Raw genomic sequence first — 19,998 nt, forward strand, 5'->3', positions numbered from 1 at the left:
GTCCAAGTATCTAGTCAATTGTTGCATGTTTATGCAAAGGTATAAGTAGTAGGGGTGACTGAATAAAGATGACTAGATAAATCTACATACAATCATTTAGTTATAAACATCAACACATAGAATTTCAATTCCGTTATAATTATATATCATAATAATCTCAATGCTATTCATTTGCCCACATTTTTTAGAAGTATTGTTAGATCCATGGTCAAATACATTGCAAGTATTAAGAATCGTACGATACTGAAATCGTTATGTGAATGTATATGGTGATGTAATTGCCAAAGAAGACATGCTACAAGGAAACATCGGTGAAGGATATACAACAAGCCAAAAGCAAATTAATGGATATACCTACAAAGAAATAATAGGAAATCAAAGTGGAACATTTAGTGATCAAAAGCTAACGATTATTTATGTGTATACAAAAGATATCGTAACTTACACTCCTCCAATTAATAGAAACACGAACTCGGATTTAGATGTTCCAAAAACCGGAGACATAAGTTTACCAACAGAACTATTACTTGCATTGGCAATTGGATCTGTTTTAGTAATTGGTATCATATTCTATAAAAAGAATAAACAAAGCAAAAAGTAAGTATAAAAAAAGAGTTGTAGCAGTTTTGAGAATAATCTCAAACTGTCACAACCCTTTTTGTTAGTCGTTTAATCCAAGTGCAGTACGTAAACCGTTTGTTGCGATTTCTAAATCTGTGTTAACACTATCAACTTCACTTTCGTCAGCTTCACTAACGTATGATAGGTTTGATTGGATTTTAGAAATAACATTTAGGATTGACTCATTATCGATTGAATCACTAACGTCTTCTTTTGATAATTTATCAAGCACATCCTGAACTTTGTCTGCAGCTTTTGTGGCAGTCAAATCTTCTGCAAAGTAGTCATCCATAACTTCTAAAACAGCTTTTCCGTTGTCATAGAATGTTTGCGATACACCATCTGGTAATGATGTTGATGAACACCCGAATAATCCAAGTGCACATACGACCATAAAGGCAATAAATTTTCTCATAACTCTCCTCCAAAATTGTAATCCATAAAGTATTATACGACTCTTCATAAATAAATCAATCGCTTTTGCTCAACTTCTTTAAAAAGTAATAAATACAAAGAAAGTTCACCGAATTTTCATGGAAACTTTGGGATATAGAATTGCGATTTGTCGGTGACTGTACTATAATAAATGAAATTGAAAATAAAAAAAGGAGTGGTATATTTTGGATCCCCAGCAGATCATTATAATTGTTAGTTTAATTATGCTCATTGCATTATCTGCAATGTTCTCAAGCAGTGAAACTGCTTATTCAAGTGTAAATGTTATTCGTTTAAAAAATATGGCCAAAGAGGGTAATAAGAAAGCGGAGTTAGCGTATAAAGTTCACAAGAACTATACATCTGCAATTACTTCAATCCTCATTGGAAATAATATTGTAAATATATTAGCGACGTCTCTGACAACGATGCTGTTTACCGATTTGTTTGGTAGTAGTGGGGTTGCGTTTGCAACAATCGTTATGACAATTGTGGTACTTGTTTTTGGTGAGATTACACCAAAGATTTTAGCAAGCAGTCATCCAGAGAAGGTAGCAATGCGATTTGCACGACCATTATCGTTGCTTATTGCTATTTTTAAACCAATTAGTTTTATTGCGGTAAAAGCGCAATTACGTTGGGACGAAGATGAAGAGAAGAAAGTTACAGCTACAGAAGATGAACTTCTTGAAATTGTATCAACTATTGAACAAGAAGGAGTTTTAGTTCAAGAAGAACGTGAACTTATTGAAAGTGTTATTGAATTTGATGATACAGCAATCAAGGATGTCATGGTTGCACGCGACGAAGTAATTTGGATTTATGACAATGCCAAAGTGGAAGAAGTAAAAGAACTGATTATGAACCACAAGCTTTCTCGTTTCCCTGTCATTTCACATAAAACGTTGAAGGTAGTTGGTGTATTACGTGTTCGTGATGTGTTTGAAGCGATGATCGAACGCAAGAAAATCAGTATTCCAGAAATGATGAGTGAACCTTTATTTGTTTCGCAAAGAAAGAAGTTACCACAAATTCTTGAATCAATTCAGAAAAACCGTGTACATATGGCAATTGTGACAGAAAGTGCAAAAATCGAAAACTTTGTTGGTATTGTAACCTTAGAAGATATTTTAGAGGAACTTGTTGGTGAGATTTATGATGAATATGATTTATTACCAGATCATGTTGTAGAAATTGGACATCATACATTTGAAGTGGAAGGTAAGGTAAATCTTGCGCACTTCTTCGATGAATACCTAGATGATTATGAATTACCAAAAACTTCTGCACGTTCGATTACTGGATGGGTAGCTGAACTTGCCGGTGGTCGTGTTCGTAAAGGAAAAGAAATCGATTTTGAAAACTATGAGATCAAAGTGCTTGCAACGAAAGAAGGCAAAGCCGAAAAAATAGAATTAACGGTATTAACACCGATAGAAAGCGAGGAATAAATTATGCAATTCTTACAAAAGATTGAATCAAAAAATGCACCAGCACCAGTAGGCGCATATTCACCAGCAGTAAAACTGGGTGACTTTATGTATATGTCAGGACAATTAGGTCTTGATCCAAAAACAAACGAATTAGTAGAAGGTGGCGTTGCTGCACAAACAAAACAAGCAATGGACAATATCCGTGCAATCCTAAATGAAGTAGGTTTAGATATGCACCATATCGTGAAAACAACAATTTTGCTTGCTGATATTAATGATTTTAGTGCAGTAAATGATGTATATGGAGATTACTTTACAGATGTATTCCCAGCACGTAGTGCATTCCAAGTTGCTGCATTACCAAAAGGTGCAGCAGTTGAAATCGAATGTATGGTTATTGATACATTGGTTTACGAGCGTCAAGCACAACAAGCACAAGGTGGTTGTGATGGTTGCGGAGACGGCTGCGGAGATAGTTGTGGTGATGACTGCGGTTGCGGTGGTTGTTAATTCCATATAGATGTAAGGCAAGGTAAAAAACTTTGCCTTTTTATTTACTTTTCAGACTCACATAATTTTCACATTTTTGCTTCCTTTGTTGGCGAAATAAATGTATAATGAATGGGTATTTCAAAATTTGAGGGAGGAAATATGTTAGAAAAATTATTTAAGCTTACAGAAAAGAAAACGACTGTAAGAACGGAGATTATTGCCGGAGTTACTACTTTCTTGGCAATGGCTTACATTTTAGCAGTAAACCCTGCAATTCTTGGTGATGCAGGAATGGATGCACAATCTGTATTCCTTGCAACAGCGATTGCCTCAGCACTTGGTTCAGTATTAATGGGACTATTTGCAAACTATCCAGTTGCGCTTGCTCCAGGAATGGGAGTTAATGCATTCTTCACGTATTCAGCAGTAATGTTGATGGGAGAAACGTGGCAAAGTGCTTTAGCTGCAGTGTTTGTATCAGGAGTATTATTCTTACTGATTTCAGTTACGGGTGTACGTAAAGTCATTATTAACGCAATTCCAAAACAATTAAAAATTGCAATTGCAGCAGGTATTGGATTCTTCATTGCATTTGTTGGATTAAAAAATGCAGGAATTATCGTTGCTAGTGAAGCAACAGGTGTTGCGATGGGTGCTTTAACAGAACCTACAGTACTTCTTGCTATCTTTGGAATTATCGTTACATTTGCTTTAGTTGCAAGAAACGTACCAGCGGCAGTATTCCTTGGACTTGTAATTACAGCAGTCGTAGGTTTAGTGTTTGGTCTTATGGGAGTTGAAGGAATGCCTCAATTACCTGAAACATTTGAATTAAATTTCAAAATGACTACAATCGGTGGATTTGCTGAAGGGTTTAGTCAATTATTCTCTAACATTCCAAATATGATCGTAATTGTATTCTCATTCTTATTCGTGGACTTCTTTGATACAGCAGGGACACTTGTTGGTATTGGAAACCGTATTGGTTTAGTTAATGACGAAGGAGAAATGGAAGGTGTTGAAAAAGCACTTTTAGCGGATGCGATTGCGTCAGTTGTTGGTTCTATGATTGGAACAAGTACAGTTACATCATTTGTTGAAAGTACAAGTGGAGTTGCTGTAGGAGGACGTACTGGATTAACCGCAGTAACAACAGGTGTATTATTCCTAGTATCTATTTTATTTGCACCAATTGTATTATCAGTTGTTACAAGTGCAGTAACTACACCAGCATTAGTAGTTGTTGGAGTTATGATGTCACAACAATTAAAAGAAATTGATTGGGATGACTTTGCATTTGCAGCTTCAGGATTCGTTACAGTGATCATGATGATTCTTACATATTCTATTGCAAATGGTATTGCATGGGGATTCATCATTTACACAATCGTGATGTTAGCAACAAAACGCTCAAACAAAATTAGCCCAGTTGTGGTTGCATTGGATATTGTATTTATCCTATACTTCTCAATGGATGTTTGGATGAAATGGTTCTAAAATAAACTGTTGAAAGGTAAGTCGAAAGATTTGCCTTTTTTCTTACCTTAAAATATAAAACAGAGATATAATGTATGTAGTTAATAGGGGGGATGTATTATGGCAAAATCATTAGTTGCTTATTTTTCAGCAAGTGGAGTTAGTGCTAAACTTGCACATCGAATTGCAGATATACAACAAGCAGATGTATTTGAAATTAAACCAAGAAAGGTATATACAAGTGAAGATCTAAAGTGGAATGATGCTAACAGTCGAAGTAGTATAGAGATGAAAGATCACGCATATCGTCCTGAAATGATACATAATGAACTGGATGTATCTACATATGATGTGATCTATGTAGGATTTCCTATATGGTGGTATATTGCACCGACAATCATAAATACTTTCTTAGAGAGCTATGATTTTACAAATAAGAAAATCGTTTTGTTTGCGACATCTGGAGGAAGCGGTTTTGGAAAAACTGTAGAACACTTGCAAGGTAGTGTATCAAAACATACGATACTTCAAGAAGGAAAAGTATTCACACATACACCAACAGATGATGAATTAAAACATTGGTTAAATCAAATATAAGGACAAGTCGAAAGATTTGTCTTTTTTTAGGATTCTTAGATAAGGAGGTCTATACATACATATAGAAGTTAGACTTCAGAAAGGAGAATTATTATGCAATTGGTATTACCAAAACAGTATGTGGCTTACGAACAAACACATGAACTTGTTGATGGGCAGGGGTTTTATATCAATAATAAAAACTTACGAATGATCGCATTTGCGGTGTGTTCAAACCCATACAATGTTTCATCATTAGCTTGGGGAATTCGAGCAAGTGCAGGCTGGGTAGCAGCAAAATGTTCAGCGTTTGGACCATTAGGTGTAGCCGTAGGTGCATTTGCGGCGACCTTCTTAATTGCTGGAGCAACCGGGTTTGCTAGTTCAGCTGTAACTGCCTTATCACGAGGAAAAGGTGTAAGTGTAGGTATTGGATGGGCATGGGGCTTTATTCCATACTTATCTACTTCGGTACGCTAGTATGAATGCATTGGATCAAGATAAGAAGAAAGGACAATTTGCATGGAAAACAGTATATCCATATCTTGGTGCCGTATGTACATTATGCAGTGGACTTTTATTAGCTTATAGTTTTCATGAGAACTTTCAAAGCTCCATTATAAATTTGCTGTACTATTTTACGTTTTATGGAAATGTATTTTATATGGCACACTTTTATAGTGGATATATTCGAAATAGAAGCTTACAGTATAAAAAGTACACAGAATGGATATTACTAAGTCGAATACTGGTGCATTTTATGATTCATGCAATGCATCAAGTAAGATTCATGCTAACAAGTTCGCAAATGCTACAATTGCTTGTTGGAATCACACTCATACACACTCTTGTTGTATATCGAGTGGATGATTTGTTATGTAAAAGCATTGTAAATGAAAATGAACAATAACTGTAAAGGGCATACCCGATAGAGGTATGCTTTTTACAGTTTATAAAGAAATGGTGTATGTAAGGGCAATTATGAAGTAATCTTCAGTAAATCTTTAGCTTTAAGACCTACAAAAAAGTGCATAAACATGGTATTATAGCAACTGTATGAAAAATGATAACGACTATGTAATTAAAATAGATAAAAGCGGAAATGAAGTAACAGTTGCCCAAGTACATGCTGTGCTTCTTGAGATGCTTAAAGATTTGGATGCCATTTGTAAAGCAAACGATATTCCATACTACCTAACAGGAGGTTCATGTTTAGGTGCTGTTCGTCACAACGGGTTTATTCCTTGGGATGATGATGCCGATGTGGGGATGATGTATGAAGACTACAAACGCTTTTTAAAAGTGGTGAATACGATGGATCAAAACAAATACTATTATCAATGTTTTGATACCCACAAGGAGTATAATGTATGTATACCAGCGATGAAACTACGTCGTAAAAATACATACGTAAAAGAAGTGAACAGTTTATTAAAAAACAAATGTACGGATGGAGATGGATTATTTATCGATGTCTTTATCGTTGATTATGTGGATGAACGCCGTTGGGTAGATTTTTTATGTCGAATCAAAAGTTTACTATATATGGTAGTTGTGACATTCTTTGAAAATATCATGAAAAATCCACTATGGATAAAAACTAAGTATTGGAAATTTATTCGTCGCTATAGCGCAAAAGCAAAAAAACGTGGTTCACAAACAATCGGATACGATTTAAGTTGGACATTTGATAAACCATGGAAGCCAGTTGCCTATAAAAAAGCGGATATCTATCCAGTGCAATATCATACATTTGAGGATACAACATTACCAATTCCAAAGAATCCAGATGCTTTATTAGAAGTGGAAATTGGTGGTGTGTACATGGAGTATCCAAAAGGTAAGATGCAAGCACCTAAACATATAGCAGATATAAACTTAAAGGGAGATGTAGCAGAATGAGTTATGCACCAAGACGCAGAAAACTTAACTACAAAGTTGTGATACCACTTTTGGTATTGCTTGTTTTCATCGCGTACTTGGGATTTCATTTAGCTTTTGGAAATACAAAAGAAACGCACGAAAATTACACGATATGTAATTTTAGTGGAGAGAAAACAGTGGAAACAATTCATCATAAAATGAAAGATGACTTTACAGTGGCAGACTATACATTTTACGGAGAAAGCTTAGCTTTATTTAAAAATGCGTACACTGGTGAAGTTAGTGATCCATTAAGTTCTATGACAGTAAAACTAAAGAATTTATGTACAGGTGAAGAAACACCTTATGTACTTGATAAAGGTTTGGACCGAAAAGTCTTACTGACAAACCTAAGTGATGGAATATATGAAATTTATGTAAGTGAAAATCTTACAGATAAACGTGTAGTTTTTGATGGAGATGTAGATGATTCAATCACAACGATTACGCGCAATGGAAAAAACAAAGAAGTGCGAGTATTTACGGATCAAAACATCTTAAAAGACTATGATGTAAAATTAAAAAAGAATTACTTATTTTTAGAAATAAGCGAAACGAAATTGAAAAAGGATGCCTATGATGTTGCCATTGATCCAGCAGGATTAGACTCTTCATTTACAAATGGAGTGGTCAGTAATGGGAATGAAGGAAATGGTCTAGTAGAGGCAAAAGAGATGTATGATGCAGCTTTAAGCCTAAAAGAAAAACTAGAAAGTAAAGGACTTAAAGTATTAATTCTACGCAATGATAGCGATGTTACGGACACATATGGACGTGATGGGCGCATTGCAAAAGCGTATAATGCAGGAGCAAAATACTATTTCCGTTTGGCATTTGATGTGGATGTGAGTAGTGATACAACTGGTTTTAATATTTTATATTCAGGACATGCAAGCAACATGTTTGCAGCACGGATTGGATATGATTTTCATCAAAAAACGGGTTTAAAGGGTTGTACCATTTATATGAAAACAACAGATGAAATGGGAGTGATTCAAGCAGCGTTAATTAATGGATTGCTTGATGAACGCCAGGTATATGACAGTGATCTTTGGTTACGTGAAACCGGAGGAAGAGCTACACAAGCAGGCTTGTATTCAGAAAATACGAAAAAGGGGACAGCATCTTTTGCCTACAATAACCCGTATGGTATGAATACGTTGAATATTTATTTTGGTTTTGTGTCGAATCGAGATGATGCAAATACCTGGAAACAACAGAAAGAACAGATCATCACATCGCTAGCTGATTCTATTTCAACATATTTGCAGTTGGAGGATTAATCATGCGATATCAAATAAGTAAAGGAAGTAAATCCTTTGGAGCCCATGATATATTTAGCAATGTTACTTTTGAAGTCAAAGACAGAGAAAAAGTTGCGATTGTAGGGCGTAATGGTTGTGGAAAAACAACCTTATTAAAAATTATAGCTGGTGAGGAAAGTTTGGATAGTGGTGATATTCACCATGACCGTAACATTCAAATTGGATACCTTGCCCAAACGACCTTCTTTTCAGAAGATCATACGGTCGAAGCAGAGTTTGAAAAAATCTTTGAAGAGTTACATGCGATTGAAAAGCAACTTGAAGAAGTAAGTAAACAAATGGAAACGGACCATAGCCAAGAAACACTAATGCTATTTGGAAAGTTACAAGAAGAACATGAACGTCTTGGTGGATATACATACAAAAGTGAAATCAAAACTATTTTTACGAAATTTGGTTTCGCATTAGATGATATGCAAAAACTGGTTTCTCAATTTTCAGGAGGCCAAAAAACACGTTTGGCATTTGTGAAATTATTATTATCAAAACCAGATATACTATTGCTTGACGAGCCTACAAACCACCTAGATATCGATACGATTGAGTGGTTAGAAGGATATATTCAGTATTATCCAAAAGCCGTAGTTATGGTAAGTCACGACCGTACGTTTTTAGATCGTGTTGTGGATATTGTCTATGAACTAGAACTTGGAAAAATGCATAAATATGTAGGAAACTATTCTCATTATGTAGAAGCCAAGAAAATTGAAATGGAAAAAAATCGTCGTGCATATGCAAATCAACAAGAAGAAATTGAGCGTGTGGAACAATTGATTGAAAAGTTTCGTTATAAAGCAAGCAAAGCGAAAATGGCACAATCTAAGATTAAATACTTAGATCGTATGGATAAAGTAGATTTGATGCAAAGTGATACGCGTAGTTTCCATGCAACATTTAAAAGCCGAATTAAAGGTGGAAATCAGGTGTTGAGCGTAGATGATTTGACCATTGGGTATGATGTTCCATTATGTAATATCAATCTTGAAGTATTACGTGGACAACGCATTGCGATCATCGGTGGAAATGGACAAGGGAAATCGACATTTTTGAAAACGCTGATGGGTGCAGTAGAACCACTTTCTGGTTCCTTTATGTTTGGTCATCAAATTGAAATTGGCTATTTTGATCAAGAACTTACGCAATTCAAAAACAACACAGATAGTGTTCTTGAAACGATTTGGGATAAATATCCAGATCTAAATCGAACAGAAATTCATTCCGCTTTAGGAAGTTTACTATTCCATGGGGAAGAAGTATTTAAAGAAGTACGTGTACTAAGTGGTGGAGAGAAAGTGCGTTTATCATTTGTGGATTTAATGCTGCAAAAGCCAAACTGCTTATTACTCGATGAGCCAACTAACCACTTGGATATTGTTGGTAAAGAAGCACTTGAAGAGTCACTTCTTAACTACGATGGTACAATGCTATTTGTTAGTCATGACCGTTACTTTATTAGTAAACTTGCTAATGGAATTCTAAAAATTGATGATGGTGTAGCTGTTTATCAACCATTAAATCTGACAGAATTTAACGAGAAGCAAAAAGCAGAAGCTACAAAAGAAGTCAAAATAGAAGAAAAAGGCAAAAAGGAAAAACCAAAACATATTAACTATGGGCGTGAAGTATCACGTTTAGAAAAGAAAATTGCCAAAGCTGAAGAAGAACTTGAGGCATTACGTGAACTACGTTTTGATCCTGAGTACTATCAAGATGCACATAAGATGCAAGAACTTGATGAGCAAATTGACGATGTACATAACCAAATCAGTCAAATGATGGAACTTTGGGAAGAATACAGTGAATACATGGAAAGCTAGCGTGCTAGCTTTCTTACGTTATGGGAGAAAAATTATGAAAATATATTTTGATTTAGATGATACTTTATATGATCAAATCATACCCTTTCAAAAGGCAAGCGATGAAGTGTTTGGAGAGTTTGAACATATTGATATGCGTAGCTTTTATAAGGAATTTAAGAAATACAGTGATGAAATATTTGCAGATGGACAAACTGGAAAAATTCCATTGATTGAAACGCATGTATACCGAATTACCAACGCTTGTAAAAGTTATTCCATTGAAATAACACGTGAACAGGCAATTCATTTTCAAGAAGTTTATCTAAGTAAGCAAGCAGAAATATCCTTAAGTCAGCCAATGAAACAGCTATTAACTGAACTTACCAAAAAGAATATTGAATTGGGAATCATTACAAATGGACCATCGGACCATCAAAGAATGAAAATTAGTAAACTTGGATTAGAACGATGGATTGATAATAATCATATATATATTTCACAAGAAGTTGGTATTTTGAAACCAAACCCAGCTATATTTGAAAGAATTGGCTCAACAGCTGACTATTTATACATTGGGGATTCGTATGAAAATGATGTTGAAAGTTCTAAAGCTGCAGGTTGGTCTTGTGTTTGGCTAAATAAAAAACAAGGAATAGCCACAAATGTTTTACCCGATTATGAGGTGTATAATGAAAATGAACTTATTCAATTGGTGCTATCATTACTATAAATAATATAACGGAAAAGTCCTACTGGACTTTTTTTGCTATATTATAAATCGAATTCGATTTGTCAATAATCAAAAATGGATAACACGTTTCTATAAAACCAACATAGTTCTTAATTTTTGGTGCGTGTTAAGTTACATGAATGATTTTCTAAAATATACATACTTTCATTTACAAATTTATTTAGTTACTTTCAAAAAAAACGTAAATACAGCAAGATAATGAAAAAAAGAAAAATATGCCACTATTTGTATGCGCTTACAATGTCTAATTTTTAAAATCTTGCTATCTTGAAAAACCAGCAATTTGACATTGAATTGGCTAATGGTATGATTTGCTTAGATTATATTTACTTGTGTATGTAAATAGAAAGTGCAAGGGGGATTCATTACTTACAAAGATGTTATATAAAGGAGAAAGTAATGAAAAAAGAACAAGGAATAAGCAGGAAAAGTAAATTAATACAGAGTTTTCTTGCGCTTAGTGTAGTTGTTTCAATGATGATGACTGGATTTATATCCAATGATTATTCGACGTTGAAGAAGAATCAGTTTATGAAAGGAATTGAACATATTACTCAAAATGATCAAGAATATGTAATAACAAGTCCAAATCAAAAATTGAAACTTCACATATTTAAAGATAATAATCAACTGTACTATGAAATTAAACGAGATGAAAAAGTGTATATGGAGAAATCTATACTTGGATTTACCATGGATCAAGTAAACTATGGAAAAGATATCACATTACATGAAATGGAAAATGTAAATGAGATAAATCGTAAATTTACATTTCAAGGTAAACAAAGTGAGAGTATGGATCACTGTATTTATAGTGAATTGCCAGTAACCCATATTAATGGAAATTCATATAAAATTAATGTACGCGTGCACGATGATGGAGTCGCATTTGCATATGATGTTTCTACACCTGTAGAAGGTGAAAAACATGAAATCTTAGAACATACGCAATTTGTAGTTCCAGAAGGAACAAGTACATGGGCAGCAATTGATAATGAAAATTACGCAAATTATGAAACGATTATTAGTGAGAGTGATCCTCAAGATGCAATCGTTGATCAAAATGGAAAAGATGTTAGTTTGTTAACTGGAGTCACTTTTGATTTGCCTGGGGAAGATGGATACAGTGCGATTTTAGAAGGTAACATGAATCCTACTTATGGAGGTACGAGTGTTGCAGCAAAAGGAAATCGTATATATCAAATACGTACGAATTGGAGTAAAAGTAAAGACACATTAACAACAACAGGAGCCTTTCAAACACCATGGAGAATTATCTGTGTCGCAGATGATTTGAATGAACTTGTAAATAACGTTATCGTGTTTGCTGTAAATGAAGATCCAGATAATGCATTATTTGCTGATAAAAATGAGTGGATTACACCGGGTCGTTCTGCATGGTCTTGGTTAAATGGTATGGTGAATGCAGTAACACCACAAAACATGAAAAATTATACAGAGCTTGCAGCAAAGTTAGGTTTTGAATACAACACCATTGATGAAGGTTGGGTTTTTTGGAATGGTGGAAATAAACACAACTATGATAAGGAACTTTATAAATTTGATTTAGCAAGAGTCGCTGAATTTGGTGAGGAATATGGAGTAAAACAATTTTTATGGAATTGTGTTAATGATATGACTGGGAACATGCCAGGAATGTCTGATATTTCTACAATTACTGATTTCTTAAATCTAATGGAAGAGACAGGAATGGCTGGTGGTAAAATTGATTTTTGGCCAAATGAATCTAGTCTTAGTACCATTGCAATGGAACAAGCAACAATTCGTTTAGCAGCACAAAAGAAACTGTTATTAAATTTACATGGAATACATAAGCCAAGTGGATGGAGTGTGACATATCCAAATGAAGTTACGCGTGAAGGAATTCGTGGGTATGAACAAGTAAATTATGATGAAAAAACATTAGGTATAAAAGCTGCTCCATATGTGTATTACACTACACAACCATTCACGAGATATTTGCAAGGACATGCTGACTTCACACCGCATGTACGTAGTGCTGGAGAAATTGCAACTTTAGTTTTTGGTGATTCTCCAGTAAATATGATTTCAACAGATCCAGCTGATATATTGCAAAGTGAAGCTGTTGAAATGATAAAAAGCATTCCAACAACTTGGGATCGAACATATGTACTTCCTCAAAGTAAAATAGGTGATACCACAATTTTTGCACGTGAAAAAGACAATATTTGGTATATTGGAGGAGTTACTGACAACTCTGACAAAGATATTGAAATTGACTTTTCTGAGTTTTTAGGTGCTGGTGAATATCGACTGGAATTATGGCGTGATACTGAAGTTATGTCAAGCTTTGGAGAAGGTGGGCATAAAGTACAAGATAAAATGACCATTCACGCAGATGTAAAACTCCCACTTCATATGATTGAACATGGTGGATTTGTTATGCGAGTAACAAAACTAACACTTAGTCAATATGGTGGAGAAATTATTGAAGGAAAACCACTCGAAGTATTTGCACCAAATGGATCGATTGTTAAATATACAATTGATGGTACAGATCCAATGACTAGTGTCAGCGCAAAACTTTATGATACACCGATTGTATTGTCAGAATCATGCCAGGTTCGTATAGCAATCTGTGAGGGTGATGGAAAAGGGACATCCATTTCCCATCGATTTAATAAAATAAATCGTACAGCTCGTGTTCGTAGTGATTTAAAGGATGCAATTGATAAAGCAAGTGGGTATGATGAAGATCATCATACAGAACAATCATTTGGTAATTTAAAGTTAGTATTAACTGATGCACAAGTGATATATGAAAATGAACAAGCAAGTGAAACAGAGTTGGTAAATGCATGCAACAATTTATTGAATGCAATAAAACAAATGGAAGAACGTGTATACAAAGGTGTTTATCATCCAGATACAACGAACTTGTTAAACTGGAAACAACATAATCATGAAGATAGTGCTGGTGAAAGTGTAAGTGCAAAAGATGCATTATCGCTAATTAGAAATGAAGTTACAATTGACTTTAGTAAAGTAAAACACCAACAAACTGTAGTTTTTGATGATGCATCACCGAAGTTATACAATGGGGTGTTTGATGTTAATGTTCAAACCGATGATGCAAGTTCCATCCAATTTGTAATTCGTCATCGTAATGAAGACAATTATGTTCTTATTAAAAAAGAAAATGATGGATGGGCATATCATCAAAAAGTTGATGGTATTCTTAGTGAAGTTGAAGGTGACCAACAGATACATCATGATGTACAAATAAATGACAATAAGAAACACAACATTAAGATTATATATGTAGATAAAAATATCGAGTTATATGTTGATGGAGTGTATTGTGAATCATTTACATCAACTTCATTATTTAATGGTGCGGGTACATATGGATTCATGTTAACAGATGAACAACGAATGCATTTATCGAATGTAAAGTATGTAGATGCGATAGCGTATAATAAATCGTTTATTAATGGTGACTATTATGATTTGTCAATGAGCAACATGCAAGCAAGTGCAGGTAGTTCACAATACAATCAAGGTCCAGATAAAGCAATTGATAATGATCCGTCTACAATGTGGCATACAAGTTACAGTGGGGCATTGCGCAATGAACACTACATAACAATCGATTTAGGTGAAAAACAACTTGTTGATGGACTTCGATACCTTCCACGTCAATCTGGAGGAAACAACGGGAAAATCACTGAATATGCAGTAGATATTAGCGAGGATGATGGAACTACGTTCAAGCAAGTGGCGACTGGTTTTTTCAATAGTGATAATGCATGGAAACTTATTACTTTTATGCCAACCCATGCGACGCATATTCGTCTACGCTCATTGCAATCAATAACAAATAGCACACAAGAATTTACAAGTGCTGCAGAACTTCGTCCAGTTGCCTTTGATTACTCTATTCTTGATGAGGAAGCAAGAGAAATTCCACTTAAAAATCTTATTGCCAGTGCAGGAAGTGCACAAAATGGGGAAGGTGCAGATAAAGCTATTGATGACCAAGTGGGTAGTAACTGGCATACATCTTGGAATGGAGATGTACGAGAAAACATGTATATCGATATTACTATAAATGGAGACTATGAAGTAGATGGTTTGAAATACCTTCCTAGACAAACTGGGAATAATGGAAAAATTATTGATTATGTAATTCTTGTAAGTGAAGATGGCAGTGAATTTAAAGAAGTTGCAAATGGTACATGGGATGAGACTACAAGTTGGAAACTTGTCAATTTTGAGAAAACAAAAGCATCATGTGTTCGATTATTTGCTAAAACTTCATTGACTGATGGATCAAATAAAAATTTTGCATCAGCAGCAGAAATTCGCTTACTTGGAAGAAAAAAGAATATTTCTACCGATAAAAGTGTGCTTCAAGAATCGATTGATGCAGCAAAAAATATACAAGAAATAGACTATACAAAAGAAAGTTATGCATTTTTAATTAACGCATTAGCTAAAGCCAATGAAGTCAATGAAAATATTAATGCTACGCAAGTTGAGATTGATGAACAAGTAACGCTATTAGAGCAAGCAATTTCAAAGCTTGTAAGAAAAGAAACAGTTGATAAAACGAGATTACAACAAGCATATGATGAAGCATTACTATTAGATGCATCAATATACACAACAGACAGTTGGCAACAATTTACAAGTGTACTTACACAAGTAAAGACGATGTTAGATGCATCAGATGTTACACAGGTCGAAGTTGATGAACAAGCAACGTTATTAGAGCAAGTAATTTCAAAACTCGTAAAAAAAGAAATAATTGATAAAACGAAATTACAACAAGCATATAATGAAGCATTACTATTAGATGCATCAATATACACAACTGATAGTTGGCAACAATTTACAAGTGTACTTACACAAGTAAAAACGATGTTAGATGCATCAGATGTTACGCAAGTGGAAATTGATGAGATGCTGATGAAATTAAAGAATACAATTGCAGCATTGGATGAACAGCCAGTATCTGTGGATAAAGCAAAACTTGAAGAATTGATTCTAGAAATTGAAAATATGAATGAGATGCTTTATACACCGAACTCATGGAGTAATGTATTTGAACTATTAATAAAGGCGAAGACGGTACTTGTAAATCAACAATCTACACAAGTAGAAATTGATCAAGTTTATCTAAATCTTGCTAAGTGTAAAGGAGAGTTGCGACTTCGTGCAAATACAGATGCATTAGAAGCGTTGATAATGCAAGTGCAAGCACTTGATAAAGAAATTTATACAAGTGATTCATTAAGTGTCTTACTTAAAGTACTTGAAAATGCACAAAACATAATTCGAGATGCAAACGCATCACAACAAACAATAGATGAACTAAAACAAGAACTTCAAGATGCAATGGTTGCACTTGAGAAAATTAAAACTTCTTCCAATGTGAATCAGGTAACTTCAAATCCTGCCACTGGTGATATAACACATCGCAATGTATTGTGGTTACTTGGAACTATTTCTCTTGTTGGAGTACTGTACTTTTATAAAACAAAGAAAAATAAAAAAGTAAAATCATAGTTCTTCACAATGTGAAGTATAAAAAAAGCAACCTGAGGGGATCAAGTTGCTTTTTAGTATTCATTTGTGTTTAATTTTTTATATAAAAAGGGAGAATATTTTTTATTATTCTTTGTGTTTATTATAATATTTTAGGGAGAATATTATTTTTTGTTGGTCTTTACTAGTTTCAATATGTAGGTAACTAGTAATTCTTGCTCTGTCATGTTCACCTCCTTGAAGTATCTTTATCATACCTGTTATCTATGATTTTCTTAGGTAAAGTTTGTGAAAAGTAAATGAACTAATTTGAACAATAGGAAAACATTAAAAAAAGCAACCTTAGGAGAGCAAGGTTGCTTTGTATTTATGTGTATGAACATAAAAGAGAGAATATATTTTATTACATTGCTTATATAAGCAGATTACTTTTTATTTTCTTTTACTAGTTTTAGTATATATGCTAATAGTATTTCGTTTTGGTCCATGTGCACCTCCTTTAACTGTCTTTAGCATACATACTCGCTATGACTAGTGAATGTCTAGAAGGTGAAAAATGCATGAACGATTTTGAACAGTAGAAAAACAAGCAAGTAAAAAGCAACTTCAGGGGAGGATAAAGTTGCTTTTCGATTGATTTGTATATTTATTTAAAAAGGGAGAATATTTTATTTCATTATTTTTCTAACATTATTATTTAAGGGAGAATGTTATTTCTAATATTGTTCTTTGTGTTGTATATTATTGAGTCTTTCTTCTTCAAGTTCACCTCCTTTGACTGTCTATATCATAATGGACATGCATGACTATCAAAGGGAAAACACGTGAAAGTTAAATGAACGAATTTGAACAATAGGAAAACATTGTCTAGAAATATGGTTTTGTCCTCTTTAATAAGATGACCATGAAAACTGCCATAAAATTCGTATTGATAAGTTCAACTAAACTGGAAATGTCTCCTGTTAGTAATAGAGTCAAAAACATCGCAACAAGTAAACTGATCATCGCTTTGACACTTGAGATAAATAAGTAAAAGTGATTCAGTTTATACAAGTAAAATAGCAATAAGAAGATATATGCAACAAAAGTTGAAATTGAAATATATACATGTAATTCACTGGTTACTAAACTTCTCGTTTTATCATAAGGAAGTACATACGATGTTGCATGAAGTAATCCAAGAATACTTGCCAAATACCAATACATACGCTTATGATTTTTTGTTATGTAGAGTAGTGTAAAAAACGTCACTAACATGTGCAGTGATAATAAAAGTCCCCAAATAATAAAGATGGGACGATACCTTGTTTGGTTGCCTACATAGGTGAAATTTTCATATAATAGAGAGCTTCTTGTTGCTATAAAAATTGACAGACATGGAATAACAAAAACTCCCATAAAATAAAGCATCATCCACCATATATGTGCTACTTTTGTTTGCTTCATACGAATATTATACATACTTTTAAAATGGGATGAAAGAAGGGATGCTTGATTCGTGAAAGAAATCTCAAGTTTTATTGAAAAGCGCTTGGGCAAATGGTAATATATTAGGGTATTGTATAATTACAGGAGGACTTTAGAAATGGCAAATTGTTTAATTGCACAATCTGGTGGACCTACAACAGTTATTAACGCTACAGTAGCGGGAATTGTTAAAGCAAACCAATTAAACCCAATTTATGACACAGTATACGGTGGACTAAACGGTATCGAAGGAATTTTAGAAGAAAGATTCTACGACTTAACAAACATGAGTGATAGAGAAAACCAAATTCTTTGTCAAACTCCATCAAGTGCGTTAGGATCATGTCGTTACAAATTAAAAAGAGATGACGATAAAGATTACCAACGTTTAGTTGATATTATGGAAAAATATGACATTGAAATTCTTTTCTACATTGGTGGAAACGACTCAATGGATACAGTAGATGCATTAAGTGCATGGGCAAAGAAAAACGGAATCAACAAACGTTTCGTTGGATGTCCAAAAACTGTAGATAATGACCTTATGGTTACTGACCACTGTCCAGGATTTGCATCAGCTGCAAAATTCGTTAACGCAGTTGTTGTATCTACATGGTTAGACTTAAACGTTTACGCTCCAGAAACTCGTCCAGAAGTTTTCATTCTTGAAACAATGGGTAGAGATGCTGGGTGGTTAGCAGGATCTTCTGTTGTGTCTGGAAAAGTTGATATCTTAGTATTACCAGAAGTAGACTTCGATAAAGACTTATTCTTAGCACAAGTTAAAAAAGTAATGGACGAAAAAGGAAAATGTTATGTTGTAGTTAGTGAAGGTGCTCACTACGCTGATGGTTCTTACTTAGCTGCTGCTAAAGCAAGCAACGATGGATTTGGACATGCTGTATTAGGTGGAGCTGGTAACGCTCTTAAAAACATGATTTTAGAAGCTGGTGTTGCACCACGTGCAAAAGTACAAGACTTAAGTACTGCACAACGTTGTGCTAACTACATTCAATCTAAAGTTGATGTTGAAGAAAGTTTCAAACTTGGACAAAGTGCACACATGCGTTCAATGAACCCAGAATACACTGGACAAGTTGTTGGTGTTGTTCGTAAACCAGGTAAAGAATACGATGTTGAATACATTGCTGGACCTGCAAACGAATTTGCTAACCACGTAAAAAACATTCCTGCTGAATGGATTTTACCTAACTACGCTGGTCTTACACAAGAAGGTCACGACTACATCCAACCATTAATCATGGGAGAACCAGATTTAATTATGGAAAATGGAGTGCCTGCATACGTAGTTCCTTACTACATGCAAGTAAAATAATGTAACTTAGATGTCATGCAAATGTGTGACATCTTTTTTTAATGAAAAGTGATGAATTTTGGAATCTTGTGTGAAGATTGCTAAAATAGTGGAAACATTTTTAATTTATTGGTATTCTATAAGCATAAAAATAATGGAATATCGATGTATGGTTATACTTTCGTGCATGATTTTAGAGAAATCTAGCAATTTGCTATATGATAAGAATGGATGAAAAAATGACAACACACAGATGTGATAGAGGAGAAAGATATGTTTTTTAAAAGAAAACCAAAATTTGAAGCAAAAAAAGGAATTGTTACTGTAGCAAAAGGAACTTTGATGCCAATTACAGAAGTTGAAGATCAAGTGTTTGCAAGTAAAGCAATGGGTGATGGATTTGCAGTACGTCCAAGTGAAGGAACGGTTTGTTCACCAGTAAGTGGAACGATTGGATCGATTTTCCCAACAAAACACGCGATTACACTTGTTGCTGATGATGGCAAAGAAGTAATGGTACACATGGGAATTGACACGGTAAACCTAAAGGGTGAAGGATTTACAATCAAAGTTAAAGATGGTCAAAAAGTTGTAGCTGGAGAACCAATTGCAGAAATGGATTTACAAACAATTGGACCTAAAGTACCTGCAACTGACATTATGGTTATCTTCTTAAACCTTGATGGACAAGCAGTTACAGCTAATGCTGGAGCATGCGAGCTAGCTGAAGAAGGACGCGTAACAATCGCATAATTTGAGAAAAAAGTAATGAAAAGGGTTTACCAATTTTGGTGAATCCTTTTCTTAACGCTTATTGATTCTTTTGTTTTTATAAATATAAATATTGAAACAT

At 34.2% G+C, this 19,998-nt stretch carries 16 protein-coding genes; 14 read left to right on the top strand and 2 right to left on the bottom strand.

The window, feature by feature from the left end; all coding sequences use genetic code 11:
- Positions 1-256: 256 nt before the first annotated feature.
- Positions 257-601, top strand: coding sequence for a MucBP domain-containing protein (locus tag M2098_RS00260; RefSeq protein WP_280680967.1), 345 nt, complete (start codon positions 257-259; stop codon positions 599-601).
- A gap of 60 nt (positions 602-661) precedes the next feature.
- Here the strand turns inward: M2098_RS00260 and M2098_RS00265 are convergent, their stop codons facing one another.
- The gene (locus M2098_RS00265) at positions 662-1,036 is read right to left on the bottom strand and encodes a hypothetical protein (RefSeq protein ID WP_280680966.1); all 375 of its coding nucleotides are present in this window, start codon (positions 1,034-1,036) and stop codon (positions 662-664) included.
- 205 nt (positions 1,037-1,241) lie between these two features.
- Between M2098_RS00265 and M2098_RS00270 the strand changes: the two genes are divergently transcribed.
- The 11 genes from M2098_RS00270 to M2098_RS00320 all read left to right on the top strand — a co-directional run bounded on the left by M2098_RS00270 (position 1,242) and on the right by M2098_RS00320 (position 16,384).
- Positions 1,242-2,507 (top strand): hemolysin family protein, encoded by a 1,266-nt coding sequence (locus tag M2098_RS00270; protein WP_208318304.1) that lies wholly within the window; start codon positions 1,242-1,244, stop codon positions 2,505-2,507.
- Between the two features lie 3 nt (positions 2,508-2,510).
- Complete coding sequence (locus M2098_RS00275) at positions 2,511-2,999, top strand: RidA family protein (protein ID WP_280680963.1); 489 nt, start codon at positions 2,511-2,513, stop codon at positions 2,997-2,999.
- A gap of 141 nt (positions 3,000-3,140) precedes the next feature.
- A complete protein-coding gene (locus M2098_RS00280) occupies positions 3,141-4,478 on the top strand; it encodes an NCS2 family permease (RefSeq protein ID WP_280680961.1) in 1,338 nt (445 codons plus the stop codon).
- 99 nt (positions 4,479-4,577) lie between these two features.
- Positions 4,578-5,054 carry a flavodoxin gene (locus tag M2098_RS00285; protein ID WP_280680959.1) on the top strand — a complete coding sequence of 159 codons (477 nt, stop codon included), beginning with the start codon at positions 4,578-4,580 and terminating at the stop codon, positions 5,052-5,054.
- Positions 5,055-5,147: 93 nt separating this feature from the next.
- Positions 5,148-5,513, top strand: coding sequence for a hypothetical protein (locus M2098_RS00290; protein WP_280680957.1), 366 nt, complete (start codon positions 5,148-5,150; stop codon positions 5,511-5,513).
- 1 nt (position 5,514) lies between these two features.
- Positions 5,515-5,943 carry a hypothetical protein gene (locus tag M2098_RS00295; protein ID WP_280680955.1) on the top strand — a complete coding sequence of 143 codons (429 nt, stop codon included), beginning with the start codon at positions 5,515-5,517 and terminating at the stop codon, positions 5,941-5,943.
- A 146-nt stretch (positions 5,944-6,089) separates the two neighbouring features.
- On the top strand, positions 6,090-6,935 hold the full coding sequence (locus M2098_RS00300) for a LicD family protein (RefSeq protein WP_280680954.1): 846 nt from the start codon (positions 6,090-6,092) through the stop codon (positions 6,933-6,935).
- Complete coding sequence (locus M2098_RS00305; protein ID WP_280680952.1) at positions 6,932-8,239, top strand: N-acetylmuramoyl-L-alanine amidase; 1,308 nt, start codon at positions 6,932-6,934, stop codon at positions 8,237-8,239. The genes M2098_RS00300 and M2098_RS00305 overlap by 4 nt, the downstream gene beginning before the upstream one ends.
- A 2-nt stretch (positions 8,240-8,241) precedes the next feature.
- Positions 8,242-10,098, top strand: a complete 1,857-nt coding sequence (locus tag M2098_RS00310) for an ABC-F family ATP-binding cassette domain-containing protein (RefSeq protein ID WP_280680950.1) — start codon at positions 8,242-8,244, stop codon at positions 10,096-10,098.
- Positions 10,099-10,132: 34 nt separating this feature from the next.
- Entirely contained in the window at positions 10,133-10,810 is a 678-nt protein-coding gene (locus M2098_RS00315; RefSeq protein ID WP_280680948.1) for an HAD family hydrolase, read from the top strand.
- Between the two features lie 420 nt (positions 10,811-11,230).
- Positions 11,231-16,384 (top strand): glycoside hydrolase family 97 catalytic domain-containing protein, encoded by a 5,154-nt coding sequence (locus M2098_RS00320; protein ID WP_280680946.1) that lies wholly within the window; start codon positions 11,231-11,233, stop codon positions 16,382-16,384.
- A gap of 846 nt (positions 16,385-17,230) precedes the next feature.
- On the opposite strand, the gene M2098_RS00325 is transcribed toward M2098_RS00320, so the two are convergent.
- Positions 17,231-17,569, bottom strand: a complete 339-nt coding sequence (locus M2098_RS00325) for a hypothetical protein (protein WP_280680944.1) — start codon at positions 17,567-17,569, stop codon at positions 17,231-17,233.
- Positions 17,570-17,948: 379 nt separating this feature from the next.
- Between M2098_RS00325 and M2098_RS00330 the strand changes: the two genes are divergently transcribed.
- On the top strand, positions 17,949-19,166 hold the full coding sequence (locus M2098_RS00330; protein ID WP_280680942.1) for a 6-phosphofructokinase: 1,218 nt from the start codon (positions 17,949-17,951) through the stop codon (positions 19,164-19,166).
- Between the two features lie 252 nt (positions 19,167-19,418).
- Positions 19,419-19,898: a PTS glucose transporter subunit IIA gene (locus M2098_RS00335; RefSeq protein ID WP_134170016.1), complete on the top strand. Its 480-nt coding sequence runs from the start codon at positions 19,419-19,421 to the stop codon at positions 19,896-19,898.
- Positions 19,899-19,998: the final 100 nt, after the last annotated feature.

Source organism: Breznakia sp. PFB1-19 (assembly GCF_029893935.1).
Classification (GTDB): Bacteria; Bacillota_I; Bacilli_A; order Erysipelotrichales; family Erysipelotrichaceae; genus Breznakia; species Breznakia blatticola.

Bases quoted from the DNA above. Each gene is read 5' to 3' on its own strand.
- M2098_RS00275 (WP_280680963.1), top strand. From the start codon at position 2,511: ATGCAATTCTTACAAAAGATTGAATCAAAAAATGCACCAGCACCAGTA.
- M2098_RS00280 (WP_280680961.1), top strand. From the start codon at position 3,141: ATGTTAGAAAAATTATTTAAGCTTACAGAAAAGAAAACGACTGTAAGA.
- M2098_RS00320 (WP_280680946.1), top strand. From the start codon at position 11,231: ATGAAAAAAGAACAAGGAATAAGCAGGAAAAGTAAATTAATACAGAGT.
- M2098_RS00330 (WP_280680942.1), top strand. From the start codon at position 17,949: ATGGCAAATTGTTTAATTGCACAATCTGGTGGACCTACAACAGTTATT.
- M2098_RS00290 (WP_280680957.1), top strand. From the start codon at position 5,148: ATGCAATTGGTATTACCAAAACAGTATGTGGCTTACGAACAAACACAT.
- M2098_RS00295 (WP_280680955.1), top strand. From the start codon at position 5,515: ATGAATGCATTGGATCAAGATAAGAAGAAAGGACAATTTGCATGGAAA.
- M2098_RS00285 (WP_280680959.1), top strand. From the start codon at position 4,578: ATGGCAAAATCATTAGTTGCTTATTTTTCAGCAAGTGGAGTTAGTGCT.
- M2098_RS00310 (WP_280680950.1), top strand. From the start codon at position 8,242: ATGCGATATCAAATAAGTAAAGGAAGTAAATCCTTTGGAGCCCATGAT.
- M2098_RS00335 (WP_134170016.1), top strand. From the start codon at position 19,419: ATGTTTTTTAAAAGAAAACCAAAATTTGAAGCAAAAAAAGGAATTGTT.
- M2098_RS00265 (WP_280680966.1), bottom strand. From the start codon at position 1,036: ATGAGAAAATTTATTGCCTTTATGGTCGTATGTGCACTTGGATTATTC.
- M2098_RS00300 (WP_280680954.1), top strand. From the start codon at position 6,090: ATGAAAAATGATAACGACTATGTAATTAAAATAGATAAAAGCGGAAAT.
- M2098_RS00305 (WP_280680952.1), top strand. From the start codon at position 6,932: ATGAGTTATGCACCAAGACGCAGAAAACTTAACTACAAAGTTGTGATA.
- M2098_RS00325 (WP_280680944.1), bottom strand. From the start codon at position 17,569: ATGTATTGGTATTTGGCAAGTATTCTTGGATTACTTCATGCAACATCG.
- M2098_RS00315 (WP_280680948.1), top strand. From the start codon at position 10,133: ATGAAAATATATTTTGATTTAGATGATACTTTATATGATCAAATCATA.